20 protein-coding genes are annotated in these 15,845 nt (G+C 61.1%); 17 read left to right on the plus strand and 3 right to left on the minus strand.

Going from position 1 to position 15,845, the window contains the following annotated elements; translation table 11 throughout:
* Positions 1-82: 82 nt before the first annotated feature.
* The 3 genes from HGHM_RS17105 to HGHM_RS17115 are packed head-to-tail and all read left to right on the plus strand — an operon-like array spanning position 83 to position 1,293.
* Positions 83-418 carry an ArsR/SmtB family transcription factor gene (locus HGHM_RS17105; RefSeq protein WP_034349317.1) on the plus strand — a complete coding sequence of 112 codons (336 nt, stop codon included), beginning with the start codon at positions 83-85 and terminating at the stop codon, positions 416-418.
* Positions 415-843, plus strand: a complete 429-nt coding sequence (locus tag HGHM_RS17110; protein ID WP_026076138.1) for a YeeE/YedE family protein — start codon at positions 415-417, stop codon at positions 841-843. The genes HGHM_RS17105 and HGHM_RS17110 overlap by 4 nt, the downstream gene beginning before the upstream one ends.
* A gap of 9 nt (positions 844-852) precedes the next feature.
* Entirely contained in the window at positions 853-1,293 is a 441-nt protein-coding gene (locus HGHM_RS17115) for a DUF6691 family protein (RefSeq protein ID WP_019142784.1), read from the plus strand.
* A 9-nt stretch (positions 1,294-1,302) separates the two neighbouring features.
* Here HGHM_RS17115 and HGHM_RS17120 read toward each other — a convergent pair whose 3' ends face one another.
* The gene (locus HGHM_RS17120; RefSeq protein ID WP_019142785.1) at positions 1,303-1,542 is read right to left on the minus strand and encodes a hypothetical protein; all 240 of its coding nucleotides are present in this window, start codon (positions 1,540-1,542) and stop codon (positions 1,303-1,305) included.
* A 125-nt stretch (positions 1,543-1,667) separates the two neighbouring features.
* Here HGHM_RS17120 and HGHM_RS17125 point away from each other — a divergent pair, with 125 nt between their 5' ends.
* The 8 genes from HGHM_RS17125 (at position 1,668) to HGHM_RS17160 (ending at position 9,183) form a co-directional block, all read left to right on the plus strand.
* Positions 1,668-2,399 carry a TraX family protein gene (locus HGHM_RS17125; RefSeq protein WP_026076140.1) on the plus strand — a complete coding sequence of 244 codons (732 nt, stop codon included), beginning with the start codon at positions 1,668-1,670 and terminating at the stop codon, positions 2,397-2,399.
* Between the two features lie 94 nt (positions 2,400-2,493).
* Positions 2,494-3,363 (plus strand): cytochrome b/b6 domain-containing protein, encoded by an 870-nt coding sequence (locus HGHM_RS17130; RefSeq protein WP_019142787.1) that lies wholly within the window; start codon positions 2,494-2,496, stop codon positions 3,361-3,363.
* Position 3,364: 1 nt separating this feature from the next.
* A complete protein-coding gene (locus tag HGHM_RS17135) occupies positions 3,365-4,141 on the plus strand; it encodes a molybdopterin-binding protein (protein WP_034349217.1) in 777 nt (258 codons plus the stop codon).
* A gap of 334 nt (positions 4,142-4,475) precedes the next feature.
* Entirely contained in the window at positions 4,476-5,084 is a 609-nt protein-coding gene (locus HGHM_RS17140) for a trimeric intracellular cation channel family protein (RefSeq protein ID WP_034349318.1), read from the plus strand.
* Between the two features lie 102 nt (positions 5,085-5,186).
* Positions 5,187-6,125: a dihydrodipicolinate synthase family protein gene (locus tag HGHM_RS17145; protein WP_019142790.1), complete on the plus strand. Its 939-nt coding sequence runs from the start codon at positions 5,187-5,189 to the stop codon at positions 6,123-6,125.
* A 190-nt stretch (positions 6,126-6,315) separates the two neighbouring features.
* The gene (locus HGHM_RS17150; protein WP_019142791.1) at positions 6,316-7,467 is read left to right on the plus strand and encodes an SMP-30/gluconolactonase/LRE family protein; all 1,152 of its coding nucleotides are present in this window, start codon (positions 6,316-6,318) and stop codon (positions 7,465-7,467) included.
* Between the two features lie 25 nt (positions 7,468-7,492).
* Complete coding sequence (locus tag HGHM_RS21720; protein WP_019142792.1) at positions 7,493-8,302, plus strand: phytanoyl-CoA dioxygenase family protein; 810 nt, start codon at positions 7,493-7,495, stop codon at positions 8,300-8,302.
* 17 nt (positions 8,303-8,319) lie between these two features.
* Positions 8,320-9,183 carry a PhzF family phenazine biosynthesis protein gene (locus HGHM_RS17160; protein ID WP_026076143.1) on the plus strand — a complete coding sequence of 288 codons (864 nt, stop codon included), beginning with the start codon at positions 8,320-8,322 and terminating at the stop codon, positions 9,181-9,183.
* 104 nt (positions 9,184-9,287) lie between these two features.
* On the opposite strand, the gene HGHM_RS23415 is transcribed toward HGHM_RS17160, so the two are convergent.
* Positions 9,288-9,779 carry an SMI1/KNR4 family protein gene (locus HGHM_RS23415; protein ID WP_019142794.1) on the minus strand — a complete coding sequence of 164 codons (492 nt, stop codon included), beginning with the start codon at positions 9,777-9,779 and terminating at the stop codon, positions 9,288-9,290.
* Positions 9,780-10,055: 276 nt separating this feature from the next.
* Between HGHM_RS23415 and HGHM_RS17170 the strand changes: the two genes are divergently transcribed.
* On the plus strand, positions 10,056-11,177 hold the full coding sequence (locus tag HGHM_RS17170; protein WP_019142795.1) for a methyltransferase: 1,122 nt from the start codon (positions 10,056-10,058) through the stop codon (positions 11,175-11,177).
* A gap of 86 nt (positions 11,178-11,263) precedes the next feature.
* On the plus strand, positions 11,264-11,485 hold the full coding sequence (locus HGHM_RS17175) for a hypothetical protein (RefSeq protein WP_019142796.1): 222 nt from the start codon (positions 11,264-11,266) through the stop codon (positions 11,483-11,485).
* Between the two features lie 10 nt (positions 11,486-11,495).
* Here the strand turns inward: HGHM_RS17175 and HGHM_RS17180 are convergent, their stop codons facing one another.
* Positions 11,496-12,047 carry a DUF2939 domain-containing protein gene (locus HGHM_RS17180; protein ID WP_081583600.1) on the minus strand — a complete coding sequence of 184 codons (552 nt, stop codon included), beginning with the start codon at positions 12,045-12,047 and terminating at the stop codon, positions 11,496-11,498.
* A 415-nt stretch (positions 12,048-12,462) separates the two neighbouring features.
* Here HGHM_RS17180 and HGHM_RS17190 point away from each other — a divergent pair, with 415 nt between their 5' ends.
* From HGHM_RS17190 to HGHM_RS17205, 4 genes are read left to right on the plus strand one after another with little or no spacing between them, the layout of a single operon-like run.
* A complete protein-coding gene (locus HGHM_RS17190) occupies positions 12,463-13,326 on the plus strand; it encodes a branched-chain amino acid ABC transporter permease (protein WP_026076144.1) in 864 nt (287 codons plus the stop codon).
* Positions 13,327-13,328: 2 nt separating this feature from the next.
* Entirely contained in the window at positions 13,329-14,354 is a 1,026-nt protein-coding gene (locus HGHM_RS21725) for a branched-chain amino acid ABC transporter permease (protein ID WP_034349218.1), read from the plus strand.
* Positions 14,347-15,111, plus strand: a complete 765-nt coding sequence (locus tag HGHM_RS17200) for an ABC transporter ATP-binding protein (RefSeq protein ID WP_019142801.1) — start codon at positions 14,347-14,349, stop codon at positions 15,109-15,111. Before HGHM_RS21725 ends, HGHM_RS17200 begins: the two co-directional genes overlap by 8 nt.
* The gene (locus HGHM_RS17205) at positions 15,098-15,805 is read left to right on the plus strand and encodes an ABC transporter ATP-binding protein (protein ID WP_026076145.1); all 708 of its coding nucleotides are present in this window, start codon (positions 15,098-15,100) and stop codon (positions 15,803-15,805) included. The genes HGHM_RS17200 and HGHM_RS17205 overlap by 14 nt, the downstream gene beginning before the upstream one ends.
* Positions 15,806-15,845 lie beyond the last annotated feature (40 nt).

Consider the following 15,845-nt stretch of genomic DNA (forward strand, 5'->3'; position numbering starts at 1 on the left):
CGGGCTCGATCCATGAAAAAACATTATATAATTAAATATACTAAAACAAAGCCGGCCATCTGCAAGGATGTCGGCAGGAACCATGCCGAAAATTGACCGCAGCATCGACCCAGAAGCCTTGCAGGCTGCCGCATTGCAGGCATGCGGCTTGCTCAAGGTTCTGGCCAATCCGGACCGCCTGCTGCTGCTTTGCCAGCTGAGCCAGGGTGAGTATTGCGTCAGCGAACTGGAAAGCCTGACCGGCATTCGCCAGCCTACCTTGTCGCAGCAACTGACGGTGTTGCGCGAAGAGGAATTGGTGAGCACCCGGCGTGAAGGCAAGCAGATCTATTACAGCATCGCAAGCAAGGAAGCGCTGGCAGTGCTGCAAGTGCTGTACAAGCTGTTCTGCAAGGACGGCAAAGGAGGCAGGAAATGATGATCGACTGGACCCATTTCACACCTTGGGCTTCGCTCGCCGGCGGCGTGCTGATCGGTTTGGCGGCGGCGATGCTGATCCTGTTGAACGGCAGAATCGCCGGCATCAGCGGCATCGCGGGCGGCCTGTTGCGTCCGGCATCCGGCGACAGCAGCTGGCGCCTTGCCTTTCTCCTCGGGCTGGTGCTGGCTCCTCTGGCGTATGGCCTCGTTGCGACCTTGCCTGCCATACAGATCGATGCCGGCATGCCGGTGGTGATGATTGCCGGCTTGCTGGTTGGCGTCGGAACCCGCTATGGCGCGGGCTGTACCAGCGGGCATGGTGTCTGCGGTCTGTCGCGCCGTTCGCCGCGTTCGCTGGCCGCGACCGCCGTATTCATGGCGGCCGGATTCGCGACCGTCTTCGTCGTGCGCCATCTTTTTTAAGGAAGCATCATGCAAGCCTTGACTGCCTTTATCGCAGGCCTGGTGTTCGGCCTGGGACTACTGTTGTCCGGCATGATCAATCCCGCCAAGGTTCTCGGCTTTCTCGACCTGGCCGGAAGCTGGGATCCATCGCTGGCTTTCGTGATGGGAGGCGCGATCCTGGTCGCTTTCCCGGCCTTCCTCGTTGCGGGGCGGCGCTCCACGGCCTTGCTTGGCAATGCCATGCAATTGCCGACCGCGCGCCATATCGATCGCCGCCTGGTCTTCGGTGCGCTCGTATTCGGTATCGGCTGGAGCCTGGTTGGCTACTGCCCGGGGCCTGCGCTGGCATCGCTTGCCATTGGCGGCAGCAAGGCGCTCGTGTTCGTGCTTTCCATGCTTGCCGGAATGGCGCTGTTTGAAATCCAGGACAGGCGGGTGAGCGCGCCGAGAACACCGAGGCAGGCTTAGGCTCGGCAATCACTGCGGCAGGTTATAGCTTTCCCGTGCCTGTTCCAGCAGCGCGCGGATGTCGCGGTCGTAGTCCCTTACCCCGGTGAAAGACTTCATGTTCCAGTTGCAACCACTTTCATCGGGTTCCTGCCATTGGGGCAAGGGTACGTTGACAACGGCATTGTCTTGCACGACTTCGGGAATGGCATTGACGAGCTGCTGGACGTGTTGCCGGATTTCTTCGGCACTGAGGATTTTCCGGTACATGGTCACCTCCTGTGGATAATAAATCCTAGCATGCAGGCAGACGCGAGCCAAACTGCAATCCAGGGCGCGCACCGCGCGCAGTGCGCGGACCCTGCTGCATCTGGTGCGAAGAGGTGAAACGCATCATGGAAACAAGCGCTTCCAGCAAGAATGAACCCACCTCAGGCCACACTGACAAGCGTGTTCCGCGCCTTAAAATTCCGGACGGAACGCTCGAAGCCCTGAAATGGCTGGCACTGGTCCTGATGACGATCGACCATGTGAATACTTTCCTGCTCGATCGCGAGCAGCGATGGATGTTCGACATCGGCCGCATCGCCATGCCGCTCTTCGAATTCGTGCTTGCGTACAATCTCGCGCGGCCGGGCGCCTTGCAGCGTGGCCTGCATGGCCGGGCGATGAAGCGACTGCTGATCGCCGGAATCGTCGCCATGCCCTTCTATGTCGCACTGCTTGACGATGGCTGGCGTCCCCTCAACATCATGTTCACCCTGCTGGTCTGCACTGGTGTGTCCTGGCTGCTCGATCAGGGCGGCCCCCGCCGCATCATGGTGGCGGCCGTGGTGTTTGCAGCCGGCGGCACGCTGGTCGATTACTGGTGGTTCGGCTTATCCTTTTTCCTTGCTGCATGGTGGTATTGCAGGAAGCAGTTCGCTCCGCGCCTGGTGCTGTGGCTCATCACGGCTGCCTTGCTATATGTGGTGAACCGCAACTTCTGGTCGGTGGCTGCCATGCCGCTGATTTTTGCCGCTGGCAAGGTCGAGTTGCCGATTCCGCGCTGGCGCTATCTGTTCTACGTTTACTATCCGGTACATCTGGCGCTACTGCTGGCAATACGCGAAAGCTCCTGGTGGTAGGGCCATGAGCAAGCACAAGCAGCCCGCATCGCTTCCCTGAACCAAACCCGGACAGCGCCATTCGAAGCAGGAAAGTCGGGACCGGCAGGCGACCATGCACGACAAATCCTCAGCTGTTGATACATTGAATGGCAGGGCTACGCTTGCAGCCGGAACCGGGACCAGTCTGTACTACCGGCATCGCTTGCCGGTTCGTATCATGCACTGGATCAATGTGATCTGCCTCACCATCCTTTTCATGAGCGGCCTAGCCATCTTCAATGCCCATCCCGCCCTGTACTGGGGCGATTCCTCGTACAGCGGCAGCCCGGCCTTCCTGCAGATCGCTGCAGCCGACGCAGCGGAAGGAAAGAAGGGCGTGCTTCGCCTGGGCCGGCATGAATTCGAGACCACCGGCTTCCTCGGCGTGTCGCGGCAGAAGGACGGCAGCGTGAATGCGCATGCCTTTCCGCACTGGCTTACGATTCCCGGCTATTACTCGCTGGCGTCGGCACGTTCCTGGCATTTCTTCTTTGCCTGGCTGCTGGTCATCAATGGCGTGACCTATGTGCTGTATGCCATCCTGGGCGGGCATGTGCGGCGTGACTTGCTGCCGACGACAGCAGACCTGAGCGGAATTGGAAGATCCATCAAGGACCATCTGCTCCTGAAGCATCCGCACGGAGAGGCGGCCAGGCATTACAACGTCCTGCAAAAGCTGGCTTACCTGCTGGTGATCTTCATCCTGCTGCCCTTGATCATCCTGATGGGCATGGCCATGTCGCCGATGCTTGATACCGTCATCACCGGATGGGTGGGCTGGTTCGGAGGGCGGCAGTCGGCACGCAGCATCCACTTCATCCTTGCCTGGCTGCTGCTGGCATTCGTGCTGGTGCATGTATTCGAAGTGATTGTGAGCGGATTCTGGAACCATCTGCGTTCCATGATCACGGGCTATTACCGTATTCCGGAAAGAAGGGATTAGCGTGGGTCCGCGGGATGACGGCAGGCGGCGGTTTTTCCGGCACTCGCTCGGCGGAATGGGCGTGCTGCTGCTCGCCGGCTGCGATCGGCTCGGCAGCACTGCCTGGTTCCCCAGGCTGCTCAATCTCGGGGAAAGTCTGAGCCGCCAGGCACACAAGGCCCTGCTGCCCCGGCATTCGATGGCGCAGGAATTCACGGAAGCCGATCTTTCCCCGCATTTCCGCAGCAACGGCACGAGCAATCCCGACAACCCGGCTTATCAGGAACTGGCGCGCAACGGCTTCCGGGACTGGGCATTGCAGGTCGATGGACTGGTGCAAACTCCGACGCGCTTTTCACTGGCGCAGCTGCGCGCCATGCCGGCGCGAACCCAGATCACCCGACACGATTGCGTGGAAGGCTGGAGCGCGATCGGCAAGTGGAAGGGACCAAACCTCGCTCGCGTCCTGGAAGCGGCCCATCCGCTGCCGGAAGCGAGATTCGTGGTGTTTCACTGCGCCGACCCGATGGAGAGCGGAGGCAGGGCCTTGTATTACGAGAGCATCGACATGGAAGATGCCTGGCATCCGCAAACTATTCTTGCCTATGAATTGAACGATACGCCGCTGCCGATTGCAAATGGCGCGCCGGTGCGCCTGCGGGTGGAACGGCAGCTCGGCTACAAGCATGCGAAATACCTGATGCGCATCGAACTCGCGTCCCGCCTGGATGACATCCACGGCGGCAAGGGCGGCTACTGGGAAGACAGCAACGGCTATCAATGGTATGCCGGGATTTGAGCGCTTAGCACAGCTCTTCTCCTTGCATTCCTCAGGCAGCCGAGCGCAGGGCGACGACAGGCTACCCCAATAAATGCCCCGATAGTTGCCTGCAGTCGAGGTTCCCGCTGGTGTGCAGACCTGACTGCGGGCCATCGCGGGCACGCCCGCCGTGCTCATGTCCACAGTCCGGCTATGACCAACGCGACCCGTCCCGCCTCTTTCCGATCAAACACGCATGCCGCGGTTGCCTGCAGCTCCGCCTTGCGTCAATATTGCCGTCGCTCTGCAAGGCAGAATGAGCTCAAGTTCATCGAAAAAAGGGGAAACCGTGGCCTTGGATGTACAGTCGGGCATGAATACCGTGCTACAGGTCATCGAAGTATGCGGCATCCTGGCGTTCGCCTTTTCCGGCTTCATCGAAGCCAGCCGCAGGGACATGGACCTGGTCGGCGTGTTCACCGTTGCCTTCATCACCGCCTTTGGCGGCGGCACCCTGCGCGACCTTTTGCTCGACCGCAGGCCCCTGTTCTGGGTGGAGCATCAGGAATATACGCTGCTTGTGTTCGTGCTGGCACTGGTGGTGACGCCTTTCCTGCGCCACCTGCGCACCTCGCTCTCGGAAAAGATCATCATCGTCGCGGATGCGCTCGGGCTCGGCTTGTTCAGCGCGCTCGGTGCCTCCATGGCGGAACACGCCGGCATGCCGATATTCGTGTGCGTCATGATGGGCGTCATCACCGGTATTTTCGGCGGGGTGCTGCGCGATGTGGTCTGCAATGAAATTCCACTGGTGTTCCGGCGCGGCCACCTGTACGCCACCTGTTCCTTCGCCGGCTGCTGGACCTATCTCATCCTGGAACGGTTCGAAGCATTCCAGGCCGGCGCCCTGATCGTCAGCATCTTCGTGACCTGCACCATGCGCCTGCTGTCGGTGCGTTTCAACCTGAAACTGCCGGGATAGCCCGGATATCGACACGGGTTTGCTAAACTGTCTGCCGAACTTACCCAAGCGGCGGAATTTTCCGGTTTTCCATTCTTTTCCCGCCCTCTACAGGAGACTCGCATGAACACAATTAATACCTCGACCAAGGGCGTTTTCATCATCGCCGTCACCCCTTTTACCGAAAGCGGTGCTCTCGACCTGGCAAGCACTGACCGCATGGTCGATTTTTATCTGGAAAGCGGCGTCAATGGCATGACCATCCTTGGCATCCTGGGCGAAGCCACCAAGCTGACTGCCGAAGAGTCCCGCACCTTCGTGCGCCGTGTTCTGGCTCGCGTCGGCGGGCGGGTGCCAGTCGTGGTCGGTGCATCGGCCCCCGGCTTTGCCCCGATGCGCGAGTTGACGCAAAGCGTGATGGACATGGGCGCGTCCGGCGTCATGGTGGCGCCGCCGTCGACAGTGCGCACCGACGACCAGATCCTTGCCTATTTCGACATGGTGAATGAGACACTCGGCGCGCAAGTGCCGTGGGTCCTGCAGGACCATCCGGTATCGACCGGCGTGCAAATGTCGACTCCGGTGGTTTTGCGCATCCTCAAGAATTCCCCGACCTGCGTGATGCTCAAGCACGAGGATTCGCCGGGCTTGAACAAGCTGTCGGCGATCCGCGCCGCCAGCGACAAGGGCGAAATCAAGCGCATTTCCATCCTGACCGGCAATGGCGGCGGCTTGTTCCTGCCGGAAGAACTGACGCGCGGCGCCGACGGTGCCATGACCGGCTTTGCCTATCCCGAAATGATGGTGGACGTGTGCAAGGCGCACGCCGCTGGCGACATCGAAAAAGCGCATGACATTTTCGATGCCTATCTGCCGCTGGCACGCTACGAGCAGCAGGCCGGCATCGGGCTCGCCGTCCGGAAGCATATCCTGGCCCAGCGTGGCGTGATCGCTTCCGCAGCATTGCGCAAGCCAGGGCCGAAGCTGACTGCCGCCGACATTGCCGACATCGAGCGCCTGACGCGCAGGCAAGACAAGCGCTTGCGGGAGATTGCGAGCTGACGGTTCGCAATCGGACAGGAGTGAATCGAGGAGCATCCGCATAGGGGCACTCCGCGCGAGATGGTCAGTTCATGTGAAGTAGACAGAAGCATCCGGGCGGAGGAGCCGCGTCAATGGAGCTCCGAGCCGCGGACACAAGAAATGCTGCAGTCCACCAACCGCTGTCCTTAACCACGGAAAGGAAACTCACATGTTGCGTAAAGGTCTCGCTGTCATTCTTGTGCTGGTCGTGATGCTTGCCGCCTACCTGCTGCTGGCACCGGTTCCGATCGAGCCGGTGACATGGAATGCACCCAAGGATGCCGGATACGCGGGGCCGTATGCGGTCAATACCCGCCTGGGCGGCTTGCAGCACATTTCGCTCGGTCAGGATAGCGGACCCGAACACGTGGTAATCGGACCCGGTGGAAAACTGTATGCCGCAGTCGACGGCGGCAAGATCCTGCGCATGAATCCGGATGGATCCTCTGCCGAAGTGTGGGCACAGACCGGTGGCCGCGTGCTGGGCTTCGACTTCGACGCACGCGGCCGACTGATCGCGGCCGATGCGGAGCGCGGCTTGCTGGCCGTGGCGGCGGACAAGAAGGTCGAGGTGCTGGCCGACAGGGTCATGGTCGACGGGAAGGAAGACCTGATCCGCTTTGCCGATGCAGTCGTCGTCGCCAAAGAAGGCAAGATTTATTTCACCGATGCCTCGCGCCGCTTTGGTCCGAAGGAGTGGGGCGGCGCCTTCAATGCCAGCGTGCTCGATGTCCTCGAGCATGCGGCAACTGGCCGCGTGCTGGTGCACGATCCGGCAAGCGCGAAGACGGAGGTCGTGATGGGTGGCTTGTCGTTTGCCAACGGCCTGGCCTTGTCCGCCGACGAGCGTTCGCTGTTCGTTGCCGAGACCGGCGCCTACCGGGTGTGGAAGCTTGCAACCGATGCCCGCGGGCTGAATGCCAAGGCGCTGGCCGAACCGGGTGAAGGGGCCGGCGCCCCGGCACGGGTGGTGCTGGCCAATCTGCCTGGCTACCCGGACAACCTGATGCGCGGCATGGACGGGCGCATCTGGCTTGGTTTTGCGAAGCCGCGCAGCGCCGTCGCTGACAAGCTGGCGGACAAGCCTTTCCTGCGCAAGGTGACGATGCGCCTGCCGAAGTCTCTGTGGCCGCTGCCACCGGCATACGGCCATGTAGTCGCATTCGATGAAAGCGGCAAGGTCGTGGCTGACCTGCAGGATCCGAGCGGCAAGTATCCGGAAACGACGGGCGTCACGGAAACTGCGGACCGGCTGTATATCCAGAGCCTGCATGCGCCATCCCTGGGCTGGTTGCCCAAGGACGCAGCCGGCTTGCGCTGATCGCGATTGCTGAGGGAGCAAGAACGTGGACGAACGCAAGGCTTTCGCAGATTGCGGTCATGTCGTGCTCAAGGGCTTTTTCTCCCGGTCCGAGATCGCAGCCCTGTCGGCAATCGTGGACCGGATCCACAGCCAATGGGTGGAAAGCACGGTCGATGCCGATCGGCGGCAGCAGGTCAACATGCATTCTCTGACCAGTCCGGCGTACTTCCGGGATGATGCCCGGGGAAGGATCGATTTCTTCGAGCGCATCGCTCCGCCCAGCCTGACGGCCACAATGGAAGAGATGTTCGGAGGCGGACTGTATTTCCACAATACGCAGCTGTTCTTCAATCCTTCCGACCGGCAGCAGCTCCCGTACTGGCACCGGGATCTGCAATACAGTCAGGTGGAAGACGCCTTGCAGGCCAGCCAGCAGGATCAGCTGCTCAACCTGCATGTCCGGGTCCCTCTGGTGAAGGAGGCCGGCGTGGAACTCGTTCCGGGTACGCACCGGCGTTGGGACACAGCTTTGGAAAGCAGCGTGCGATTTGAAAGGAATGGTCACAGGAACAGCGAAGACTTGCCGGGCGCAAGGCTGATCGCTTTGGATCCCGGTGACATCCTGATCTTTGATGCCCAGATGATCCACCGGGGCAATTACCGCCTGAATGAAACGAGAAAGGCCTTCGATATCTGCGTCGGGAAACCGCATCCCTTCAGTGTGCAGTATCTTGATGCGAGTGTGCTGCCGGACGAGCAGGAGATCGAAAGGATTGCCAACAATGACTGGTACCGGCGGGCACGGGAACTGGCCTTGGCCAATTCGGCCAGCAAATCCGCGCGTACCGATTGAAGAACAAGGAAACAAGCATGGCACGCTATGCCTTTCGCATCCTGAATGTCTTTGCCGAATCGACTTTCGGCGGCAATGCCTTGTGCGTGTTCGAAGACGCGCGCGGCATGGATGACGCAAGCATGCAGGCGCTGGCGCGCCAGTTCAACCTGTCGGAAACCACCTTCATCCTTCCTTCCGGTCAGGCTGATGCCCGGGTACGCATCTTCAATCCCGATGCGGAAATGCGCTTCGCGGGGCATCCGACGCTCGGATCGGCCCAGGTCGTGCGCGATTTGCTGGGAAAGGGCGACCGGGTGACGCTGGAGCTCCAGGGCGGGATGGTTCCGGTCGAGGCGAATGGCGACGTATGGACGCTGACCATGCCGCCGTTTTCCGCTCCCGCCATGCGGCATTGCCAGCTCACCCGCGAAGCTGCGGCGCGTCTGCTGGGACTGGATGTGCAAGACCTGGAGGGCGAGCCGGTATGGGTCAATACCGGGGCGGAGCATGTGCTGATTCCTCTGGCTGCGGCCGATGCGGTACGGCGTGCGGCACCGCGCGGCGACTTTCTTGTCCAGTGGCCCGCCAACGGTGCCGGCCGCAAGACTGCCTACCTGTTTGCATTCGAGCCCGGCAGCAACGGGGGCGAAGTGGCGGCGCGCTATTTCTCGGCCAAGCCGGGCGGCGGCATCAATGAAGATCCGGGTACCGGCTCGGCATGCGCGAACCTTGGTGCATGGCTGATCGAGACGGGACGGACGCTACCGCAACAGCTGCGGATAAGCCAGGGCGAAGCGGTTTCCAGGCCGTGTCGGCTGTTTCTTGAGGTGGCCGAAGGGAGAAATATCAGGGTGGGCGGCAGGGTGATCGAGATCGCCCGCGGCAGCGTCAGTATTTGAACAGAGTCGGCAGGGAGTGCGGCGGTGGGTGCGAAGGCGGCCAGGCATCCTGACCAGGCGGAAAGAGTGGCCGGGACGCGGCAGTGCGCATCCAGGCTATTTATCTAGATTTCCCTGCGGATCAAGCCTTGCAGGAAGGCGGCGAAGGAAGGCGCTACATTTTCCGCTTCATGCTTGCCGCCTTTCCGTTCCCCGTTCAGGAAAACGATCTGGCCTTTCTTCGGCCCTTCCATCACCAGGCAATAAAAATTGCGTGCGGAATCTTCGGCGATCGGAAGCAGGGATGACGGCAGGGTGTCGGCGACCAGCCGGTAAACCTTGTCGATCTGCAGATGGATCGGGCCATCGGCGAATTCGTACAGGGCATGCACATCCCAGTAATCCGGATTGGCGGCATGCGCAGCATTCATGTTTTCCTGCGCGCGGTGCTGTTTCAGGAAAGAGGCGTATTCCGCAGGCAGTTTCGTTCCCAGATCCGCTTCAAGCGCAGCCAGCCTTTCCTCGGTCGTCAGGTGAAACCTGACAATCTGGTAATAGGCGTTCAGCAGGACATCGGCGTTGGGCGTGGTGCTCGGGGTTAGAATCGCTGTTTCCATGGTTCGCCTCTGAATACATCGACGCGCCGGGCTGCGTCGAGAGCCATCGATCGGAATGCCGCTTGCAGGTCCGGGACGGAAAGTGCAGACATGTTGCCGGATGGTAAATGCGGTCTCATCGGCACACCATCCCATGAATATGGGATCGAGTGTCTTGCCGGTAAAATGCTGCAATGCGGGAAGGCCCGCTTCCCGAGAAGACTGCCGGAATCCAAATGAAAATTTTTTCAGCTCTGCCTTGTTCCAGGATCGACGAGGGCGACGGAGAGCATTGCGATGAATGACCATCCGATCATCCAGTGGACCGAGGCGGGAGAGGCCCGCTCGGCACGCTGGCGCTCCGAGAGCGGGGCCGTACCGCCAAAGCGGGTGGTGATTGCCGACGACCGCATGACGGCCGATGCCGCCTTTCGCCTGGCCAGCGAGGGCAGCGCGCTGCTGTGGCGCGGCGACTTCCAGAATGCCCGCCAGCTGCTGCAGGCGATGGCGCGGCGCGCCGACCGCAAGCCGCGCAAGTCGGCCGGCTCCCCGCTCGATGCCTTCAACCTGTATCGCCAGGCCCAGTCGCAGCGCGCCCGCACGCTGGGCATGCTGCTCTTGCCCTTTGATGCCGGCTACCGGATTCCGTTACGCCGCGCGCCCGACGTGAGCCAGGCATGCATCGAAGTCTATGGACCGGATGACGGCCCTTTCGTCGCCTCGATGCGTGAACTGCTCGGCGTGATCGGTGCCCATGAATGGCGCAAGAAGGGCGTCGAGGTTCCGGTGCTTGGCGCGCGCATCCATCCGCACTATGGCGTGTTCTCTCCGGTGCGTGGGGAATATGTCGACCTGGTGGCAACGGCGCCGCTACCCTCGACCAAGCTTGCATTCGATATCGGCACCGGAACCGGAGTGCTGGCGGCAGTGCTGGCGCGCCGCGGCATCGAGCGTGTCGTGGCGACCGACCAGGATGCGCGCGCTCTGGCGTGCGCACGGGAGAACATGACCCGGCTCGGATTGACGGAACAGGTAGACGTGGTGCAGGCCGACCTGTTTCCTGAAGGGCGGGCGTCGCTCATCGTGTGCAATCCGCCGTGGGTGCCGGCGCGACCGAGTTCTCCGCTTGAATACGCCGTCTACGATCCGGATGGACGCATGCTGCGCGGCTTCCTTAACGGGCTGGCAGCCCATCTGGAGCCGGGAGGCGAGGGTTGGCTGATCCTCTCGGATTTCGCCGAGCATCTTGGCTTGCGTCCACGCGCCGAGCTGCTTGCCGCCTTCGACGCGGCGGGCCTGAAGGTGATCGGAAAAATGGACATCCGGCCGCGCCATCCGCGCGCATCCGATCCGGGCGACCCACTCCATGCTGCACGTGCGGCGGAGACGACGTCGCTCTGGCGTTTGGCAGCACGCTGATCGGCACATGCGAAGCATGTAAAATTCTGCCTCTTTCCCCAAGGCCGGTATGAATGCCGGCCAAGTCCGATCATTCAAGGAAATCCATGAGCAACAAACCTTCCCGGACGCTGACTTTCAAGTGCCAGAAATGTTCGAAACCGGTCACGCTGTACCTGCAAAAGGTATCTGCCTGCTCGCATATCCAGCCTTACCAGGGCATCTGCAAATGTGGCGAAGTCCTGCGCCATGCAACCGGCCAGAAGGATGCGGTCGAATCCTATCTCGCGTCCGGCGACAGCGGCTGGATGCATCACCACCACCACTGACCGTTCCGCCTCAGTGCGCGCCCTCAAGCAAGGGCGCCAATTCCACCTCCGCCAGCTTCCACCCGAACAAGCCGCAGCGACGCAGCACGAGTGTCGAGACCGGTGTCCCTTCTCTGAGAATTGTCACGGTGTACCGGGACAGCGAGTCCCAACGCTCGGCATACGAAATTCTGCCTTCCTGCCGCGCATCTGTTCCGGCGCCGGGTTCCGGTGCGGCAAGCGTTTCCTCCGGGCGGTATCCGTCGAGGATAAAGGCAAGCCCCAAGGGTGAAACCACCAGATCGACCGTTGGCCCGATGATCATGGCTCCCAGCCTGGCCCCGAGCTGCGCGCCGGACGATGAGCCAGCGCGGGACTCGAGGTCTTTCACCAAGGCTGTCTTGACCGAGGCGCGCAGTGCAGGAAAGTCCACCAGCCTGTTGAGGGCGTCATAATCCTTGGCGGCGACCGCCTCATGGATGGCTGCCATCGTGGCGGACGGACGCATCGCAAAATATATCGCCCCCAGCGCCAGTACAGCGGTGGCAAGGACGGCGATCAATATCACTTTTGAACGAGGCATTGCCCGGGCGCTCCTGAAGTCCGATCGAAGAGTGGTCCCGCATCGTCAGGGACAGATACATTATGGCGAGGCTGCCGAAAAGCGGCTATGATCCTTCGCGGCCCATCACTTATGCATGGCCGCAGCAGCGCGCAAAATCCGCATTTTGCAGAGCGTCAAACAGCTCATTACGCTCAAGCAAAATGGCCCGGCCAAATGGACGCGTGCCGGAACCCGCCTGCACTCGCCGCCATTGATACTTCCCAAGCATACTCTTCAAGCACGTTTTGCTAAGCAAAACTCAATTCCAAAAGTGTTGACGCAGCATCGCGGTATAGGGTAGCTTTCATCCAATACGCAGGTGCGAATGAAAATCCGGACGAACGACCGGTCCGGATCACGCGCAACCGGCAAGAAAAAAATAGGAGACAACAATTTGGAACTGTTATTTCAGCAGGTCCTGAACGGACTCACCCTGGGCGGTGTCTACAGCCTGGTCGCACTTGGGCTGACACTGGTCTACGGCATTCTTCATGTACCCAATTTCGCCCACGGCGCGTTCTACATGGCCGGCGCCTTCGTCGCCTTCGTCCTGATGACGAAGCTCGGCTTCAATTACTGGCTGGCGATGGCCGGTGCCGCTGTGGCGATCGCCGTGCTGGCCATGCTGGCGGAGCGTCTGGTTTTCCATCCCCTGCGCCGTTCCCCGGATCTGCACCAGATGATCGCCGCGATCGGTCTCCTGCTGTTTCTCGAATCCGGGGCTCAGGCAATCTGGGGTGCCGACTTCCTGCGCATGCCCACGCCCTACAGCGGCATCGTCGAACTGGCCGGCCTGACACTGCCGACGCAGCGCCTGCTGATCATCCTCGCCGCCTTCGGCCTGATGGTGCTGCTGCACCTTTTCCTGAAGAAGACGGTTACCGGCGCCACCATCATTGCAATGGCGCAGAACCGTGACGGCGCTGCGCTGGTCGGCATCGATCCGAGCCGCGTGGCGATGATGACCTTCGCCATCTCCGGCGTGCTGGCCGCCGTCGCCGCTACGCTCTATGCGCCCATCAACCTGGTGTACCCGTCGATGGGCAATCTGGTGATCACCAAGGCCTTCGTCATCATCGTTCTCGGCGGGATGGGCAGCATTCCCGGCGCGATCATCGGCGGCTTGATCATCGGCTTTGCCGAAGCCTTCGGCGGCTTCTACATCTCGACCGACTACAAGGACATCATCGCCTTCGTTCTGCTGGTCTTCATCCTGTCGGTACGCCCGCAGGGATTGTTCACCAAAGGGGTCCGCTAAGCATGAAACACTTCAATAGCAGAATCGGTTGGGCCGTGCTGCTGGCGCTTGCCGTCGCCTTTCCGTTCCTGGCCGGCAACGACTACTACCTGACTGTGATGTCGACGGCATACATCTTCGCGATCGCAACCCTCGGTCTGAACCTGATCACCGGCTATACCGGGCAGTACAACCTGGCGCACAGCGGCTTCATGGCAGTCGGCGCCTATACGGTCGGCATTCTCACGGTCGACCATCAGGTTCCGTTCTGGCTCGCGTTCGCGCTCTCCGGCTTTGTCGCCGCCTTCCTCGGCTTCTTCATCGGTATCCTGTCGCTGCGCCTGCGCGGCCATTACTTCTCGATCTTCACCCTGTGCGTCGGTTACATCATGTTCCTGGTGATCGAGAAATGGGACAGCCTTACCCATGGCACTGTCGGCATCATCGGCATCCCGGCGCCGGAACCAATCGCCGGCATCGACTTCGAGTCGCCCCGCAACCAGTATTACCTGGTGCTGTTCTTCCTGGTCGCCAGCGCCTGGATCATGCACCGCATCGTCAGTTCGCTGCTCGGCCGCACCTTCATGGCGATCCGCAACAGCGACGACCTGGCGGAAGCGCTCGGCATCAATCTGATGCGCAACAAGGTGCTGGCCTTCATGCTGTCGGTGTTCTATGCCGGACTGGCCGGTGGCCTGTATGCCGGTTACGTGCGCTTTCTCGGTCCGGCACTGGCCGGGGTGGAGCATACCTTCGACATGACGATGTACATGCTGGTCGGTGGCATCGGCACCCTGTTCGGTCCGCTGCTGGGCGCAGTGTCCCTGCCCTGGGTCACGCAGTATCTGCAATTCCTGCAGGATTACCGCTTCCTGGTGTTCGGTCCGCTGCTGATCCTGCTGATCATTTTCTTGCCCAACGGTGTCGTGGGTACCTATGCCGCATGGCGTTTGCGCGTGCAGTCGCGCCAGGCTTCCGCGGCTGACAAGCCAAGCGGGCAGGCCCAGGTCCAACCCCAGCCCAAACAGGAAAGCCGCTCCCATGCTTAAGATCGAATCGCTGACCAAGCAGTTCGGCGGCCTGACCGCCGTGCGCGATGTTTCCGTCTCCTTCGAGAAGGGGAAGATCAACGCGATCATCGGCCCCAATGGCGCCGGCAAGACTACCTTTTTCAATCTGATCAGCGGCGTGTTTCTGCCGAGTTCAGGCCGCATCACTTTCAACGGACAGGACGTGACTAAGTTGCGCGCCGATGAAATGGCGAGACTCGGCGTGTCGCGCACTTTCCAGACGACCAGCCTGTTCGACCGCGCCACCGTGCTCGACAACCTGATCGTCGGCCACCGCCTGCGCACCCGGTCCGGTTTGCTTGACGTGCTGCTGGGCACGCCGCGGCTGAAGGAGGAGGAACGGGTCTGCCGCGAAAAGGCGCGCGAAGCGCTCGACTTCGTCGGCCTGTCGCACGTGGCAAACCGCCTCGCGGGCGACATCTCTCAGGAAGAACGCAAGCGCGTGGCATTCGCGCTCGCGCTGGCGACCGAACCTACCCTGGTGCTGCTCGATGAACCGGCCGGCGGCGTCAACCCGGAAGAGACGGTCGGCCTGTCGAAGCTGATCCGCAAGATGGTCGACACCGGCCTGACCGTCTGCCTGATCGAACACAAGATGAACATGATCATGAACCTGGCCGACAAGATCATGGTGCTCAATTACGGTGAAAAGATCGCCGAAGGCACGCCGGATGAAATCCGCGCGAATCCGGATGTGATCGATGCCTACCTGGGGAAAGAACATGCTGCAGCTTGACAAGGTTTCAGTCGATTACGGCAGTTTCCGTGCGCTCGACAATGTCAGCCTCCATGCCAAGCAGGGTGAGCTGGTGGTGCTGCTGGGGGCGAATGGCGCCGGCAAGAGTTCAATCTTCCTGACCATCAGCGGACTGAACCGGCCCAAGACCGGCAGCATCCGCTTCGGCGACAAGGAACTGACGGGTTCGAAGCCATCGAAGATCGTGCATGACGGCGTGGTGCATTGCCCCGAAGGGCGCAAGCTGTTCCCGGGCATGTCGGTCCTGAAGAACCTGATGCTGGGCGGTTATGTGCATCGCTCCGACAAGGCTGGGCTGCAGCGCACGCTGGACGAAGTGTTTTCCATGTTTCCGATCCTGAAGGAAAAAAAGGATCTGCCGGCTGGTTCGCTCTCCGGCGGGCAGCAGCAGATGGTTGCCATTGGCCGGGCCCTGATGGGTCGTCCCAAGGCGCTGCTGCTGGACGAGCCTTCGCTCGGCCTGGCGCCACTGGTGGTCAACCAGGTATTCGACATCATCCAGCGCATCAACAAGGCCGGCACCACCGTGCTGCTGGCGGAACAGAATGCCTATGCGGCATTGAACATCGCCGACCGCGGCTACGTGATCGAGAGCGGCCGCATCGTGATGGAAGGCAGCCGCAGCGAATTGCTCAATAATGAAGAAGTGCGCAAGGCTTACATTGGCGCTTGAACGGGCGCCAGCGCAAAAACCGTTTTTCAAACAAGCTCAA

Origin of the sequence: Noviherbaspirillum massiliense JC206 (assembly GCF_000312045.1) — a bacterium.
Classification (GTDB): domain Bacteria; phylum Pseudomonadota; class Gammaproteobacteria; order Burkholderiales; family Burkholderiaceae_D; genus Noviherbaspirillum; species Noviherbaspirillum massiliense.

Bases quoted from the DNA above. Each gene is read 5' to 3' on its own strand.
- HGHM_RS17160 (WP_026076143.1), top strand. From the start codon at position 8,320: ATGGCACGCTATGCCTTTCGCATCCTGAATGTCTTTGCCGAATCGACT.
- HGHM_RS17170 (WP_019142795.1), top strand. From the start codon at position 10,056: ATGAATGACCATCCGATCATCCAGTGGACCGAGGCGGGAGAGGCCCGC.
- HGHM_RS21725 (WP_034349218.1), top strand. From the start codon at position 13,329: ATGAAACACTTCAATAGCAGAATCGGTTGGGCCGTGCTGCTGGCGCTT.
- HGHM_RS23415 (WP_019142794.1), bottom strand. From the start codon at position 9,779: ATGGAAACAGCGATTCTAACCCCGAGCACCACGCCCAACGCCGATGTC.
- HGHM_RS17145 (WP_019142790.1), top strand. From the start codon at position 5,187: ATGAACACAATTAATACCTCGACCAAGGGCGTTTTCATCATCGCCGTC.
- HGHM_RS17140 (WP_034349318.1), top strand. From the start codon at position 4,476: ATGAATACCGTGCTACAGGTCATCGAAGTATGCGGCATCCTGGCGTTC.
- HGHM_RS17105 (WP_034349317.1), top strand. From the start codon at position 83: ATGCCGAAAATTGACCGCAGCATCGACCCAGAAGCCTTGCAGGCTGCC.
- HGHM_RS17110 (WP_026076138.1), top strand. From the start codon at position 415: ATGATGATCGACTGGACCCATTTCACACCTTGGGCTTCGCTCGCCGGC.
- HGHM_RS17120 (WP_019142785.1), bottom strand. From the start codon at position 1,542: ATGTACCGGAAAATCCTCAGTGCCGAAGAAATCCGGCAACACGTCCAG.
- HGHM_RS17150 (WP_019142791.1), top strand. From the start codon at position 6,316: ATGTTGCGTAAAGGTCTCGCTGTCATTCTTGTGCTGGTCGTGATGCTT.
- HGHM_RS17175 (WP_019142796.1), top strand. From the start codon at position 11,264: ATGAGCAACAAACCTTCCCGGACGCTGACTTTCAAGTGCCAGAAATGT.
- HGHM_RS17125 (WP_026076140.1), top strand. From the start codon at position 1,668: ATGGAAACAAGCGCTTCCAGCAAGAATGAACCCACCTCAGGCCACACT.
- HGHM_RS17130 (WP_019142787.1), top strand. From the start codon at position 2,494: ATGCACGACAAATCCTCAGCTGTTGATACATTGAATGGCAGGGCTACG.
- HGHM_RS17205 (WP_026076145.1), top strand. From the start codon at position 15,098: ATGCTGCAGCTTGACAAGGTTTCAGTCGATTACGGCAGTTTCCGTGCG.
- HGHM_RS17180 (WP_081583600.1), bottom strand. From the start codon at position 12,047: ATGCCTCGTTCAAAAGTGATATTGATCGCCGTCCTTGCCACCGCTGTA.
- HGHM_RS17200 (WP_019142801.1), top strand. From the start codon at position 14,347: ATGCTTAAGATCGAATCGCTGACCAAGCAGTTCGGCGGCCTGACCGCC.
- HGHM_RS17115 (WP_019142784.1), top strand. From the start codon at position 853: ATGCAAGCCTTGACTGCCTTTATCGCAGGCCTGGTGTTCGGCCTGGGA.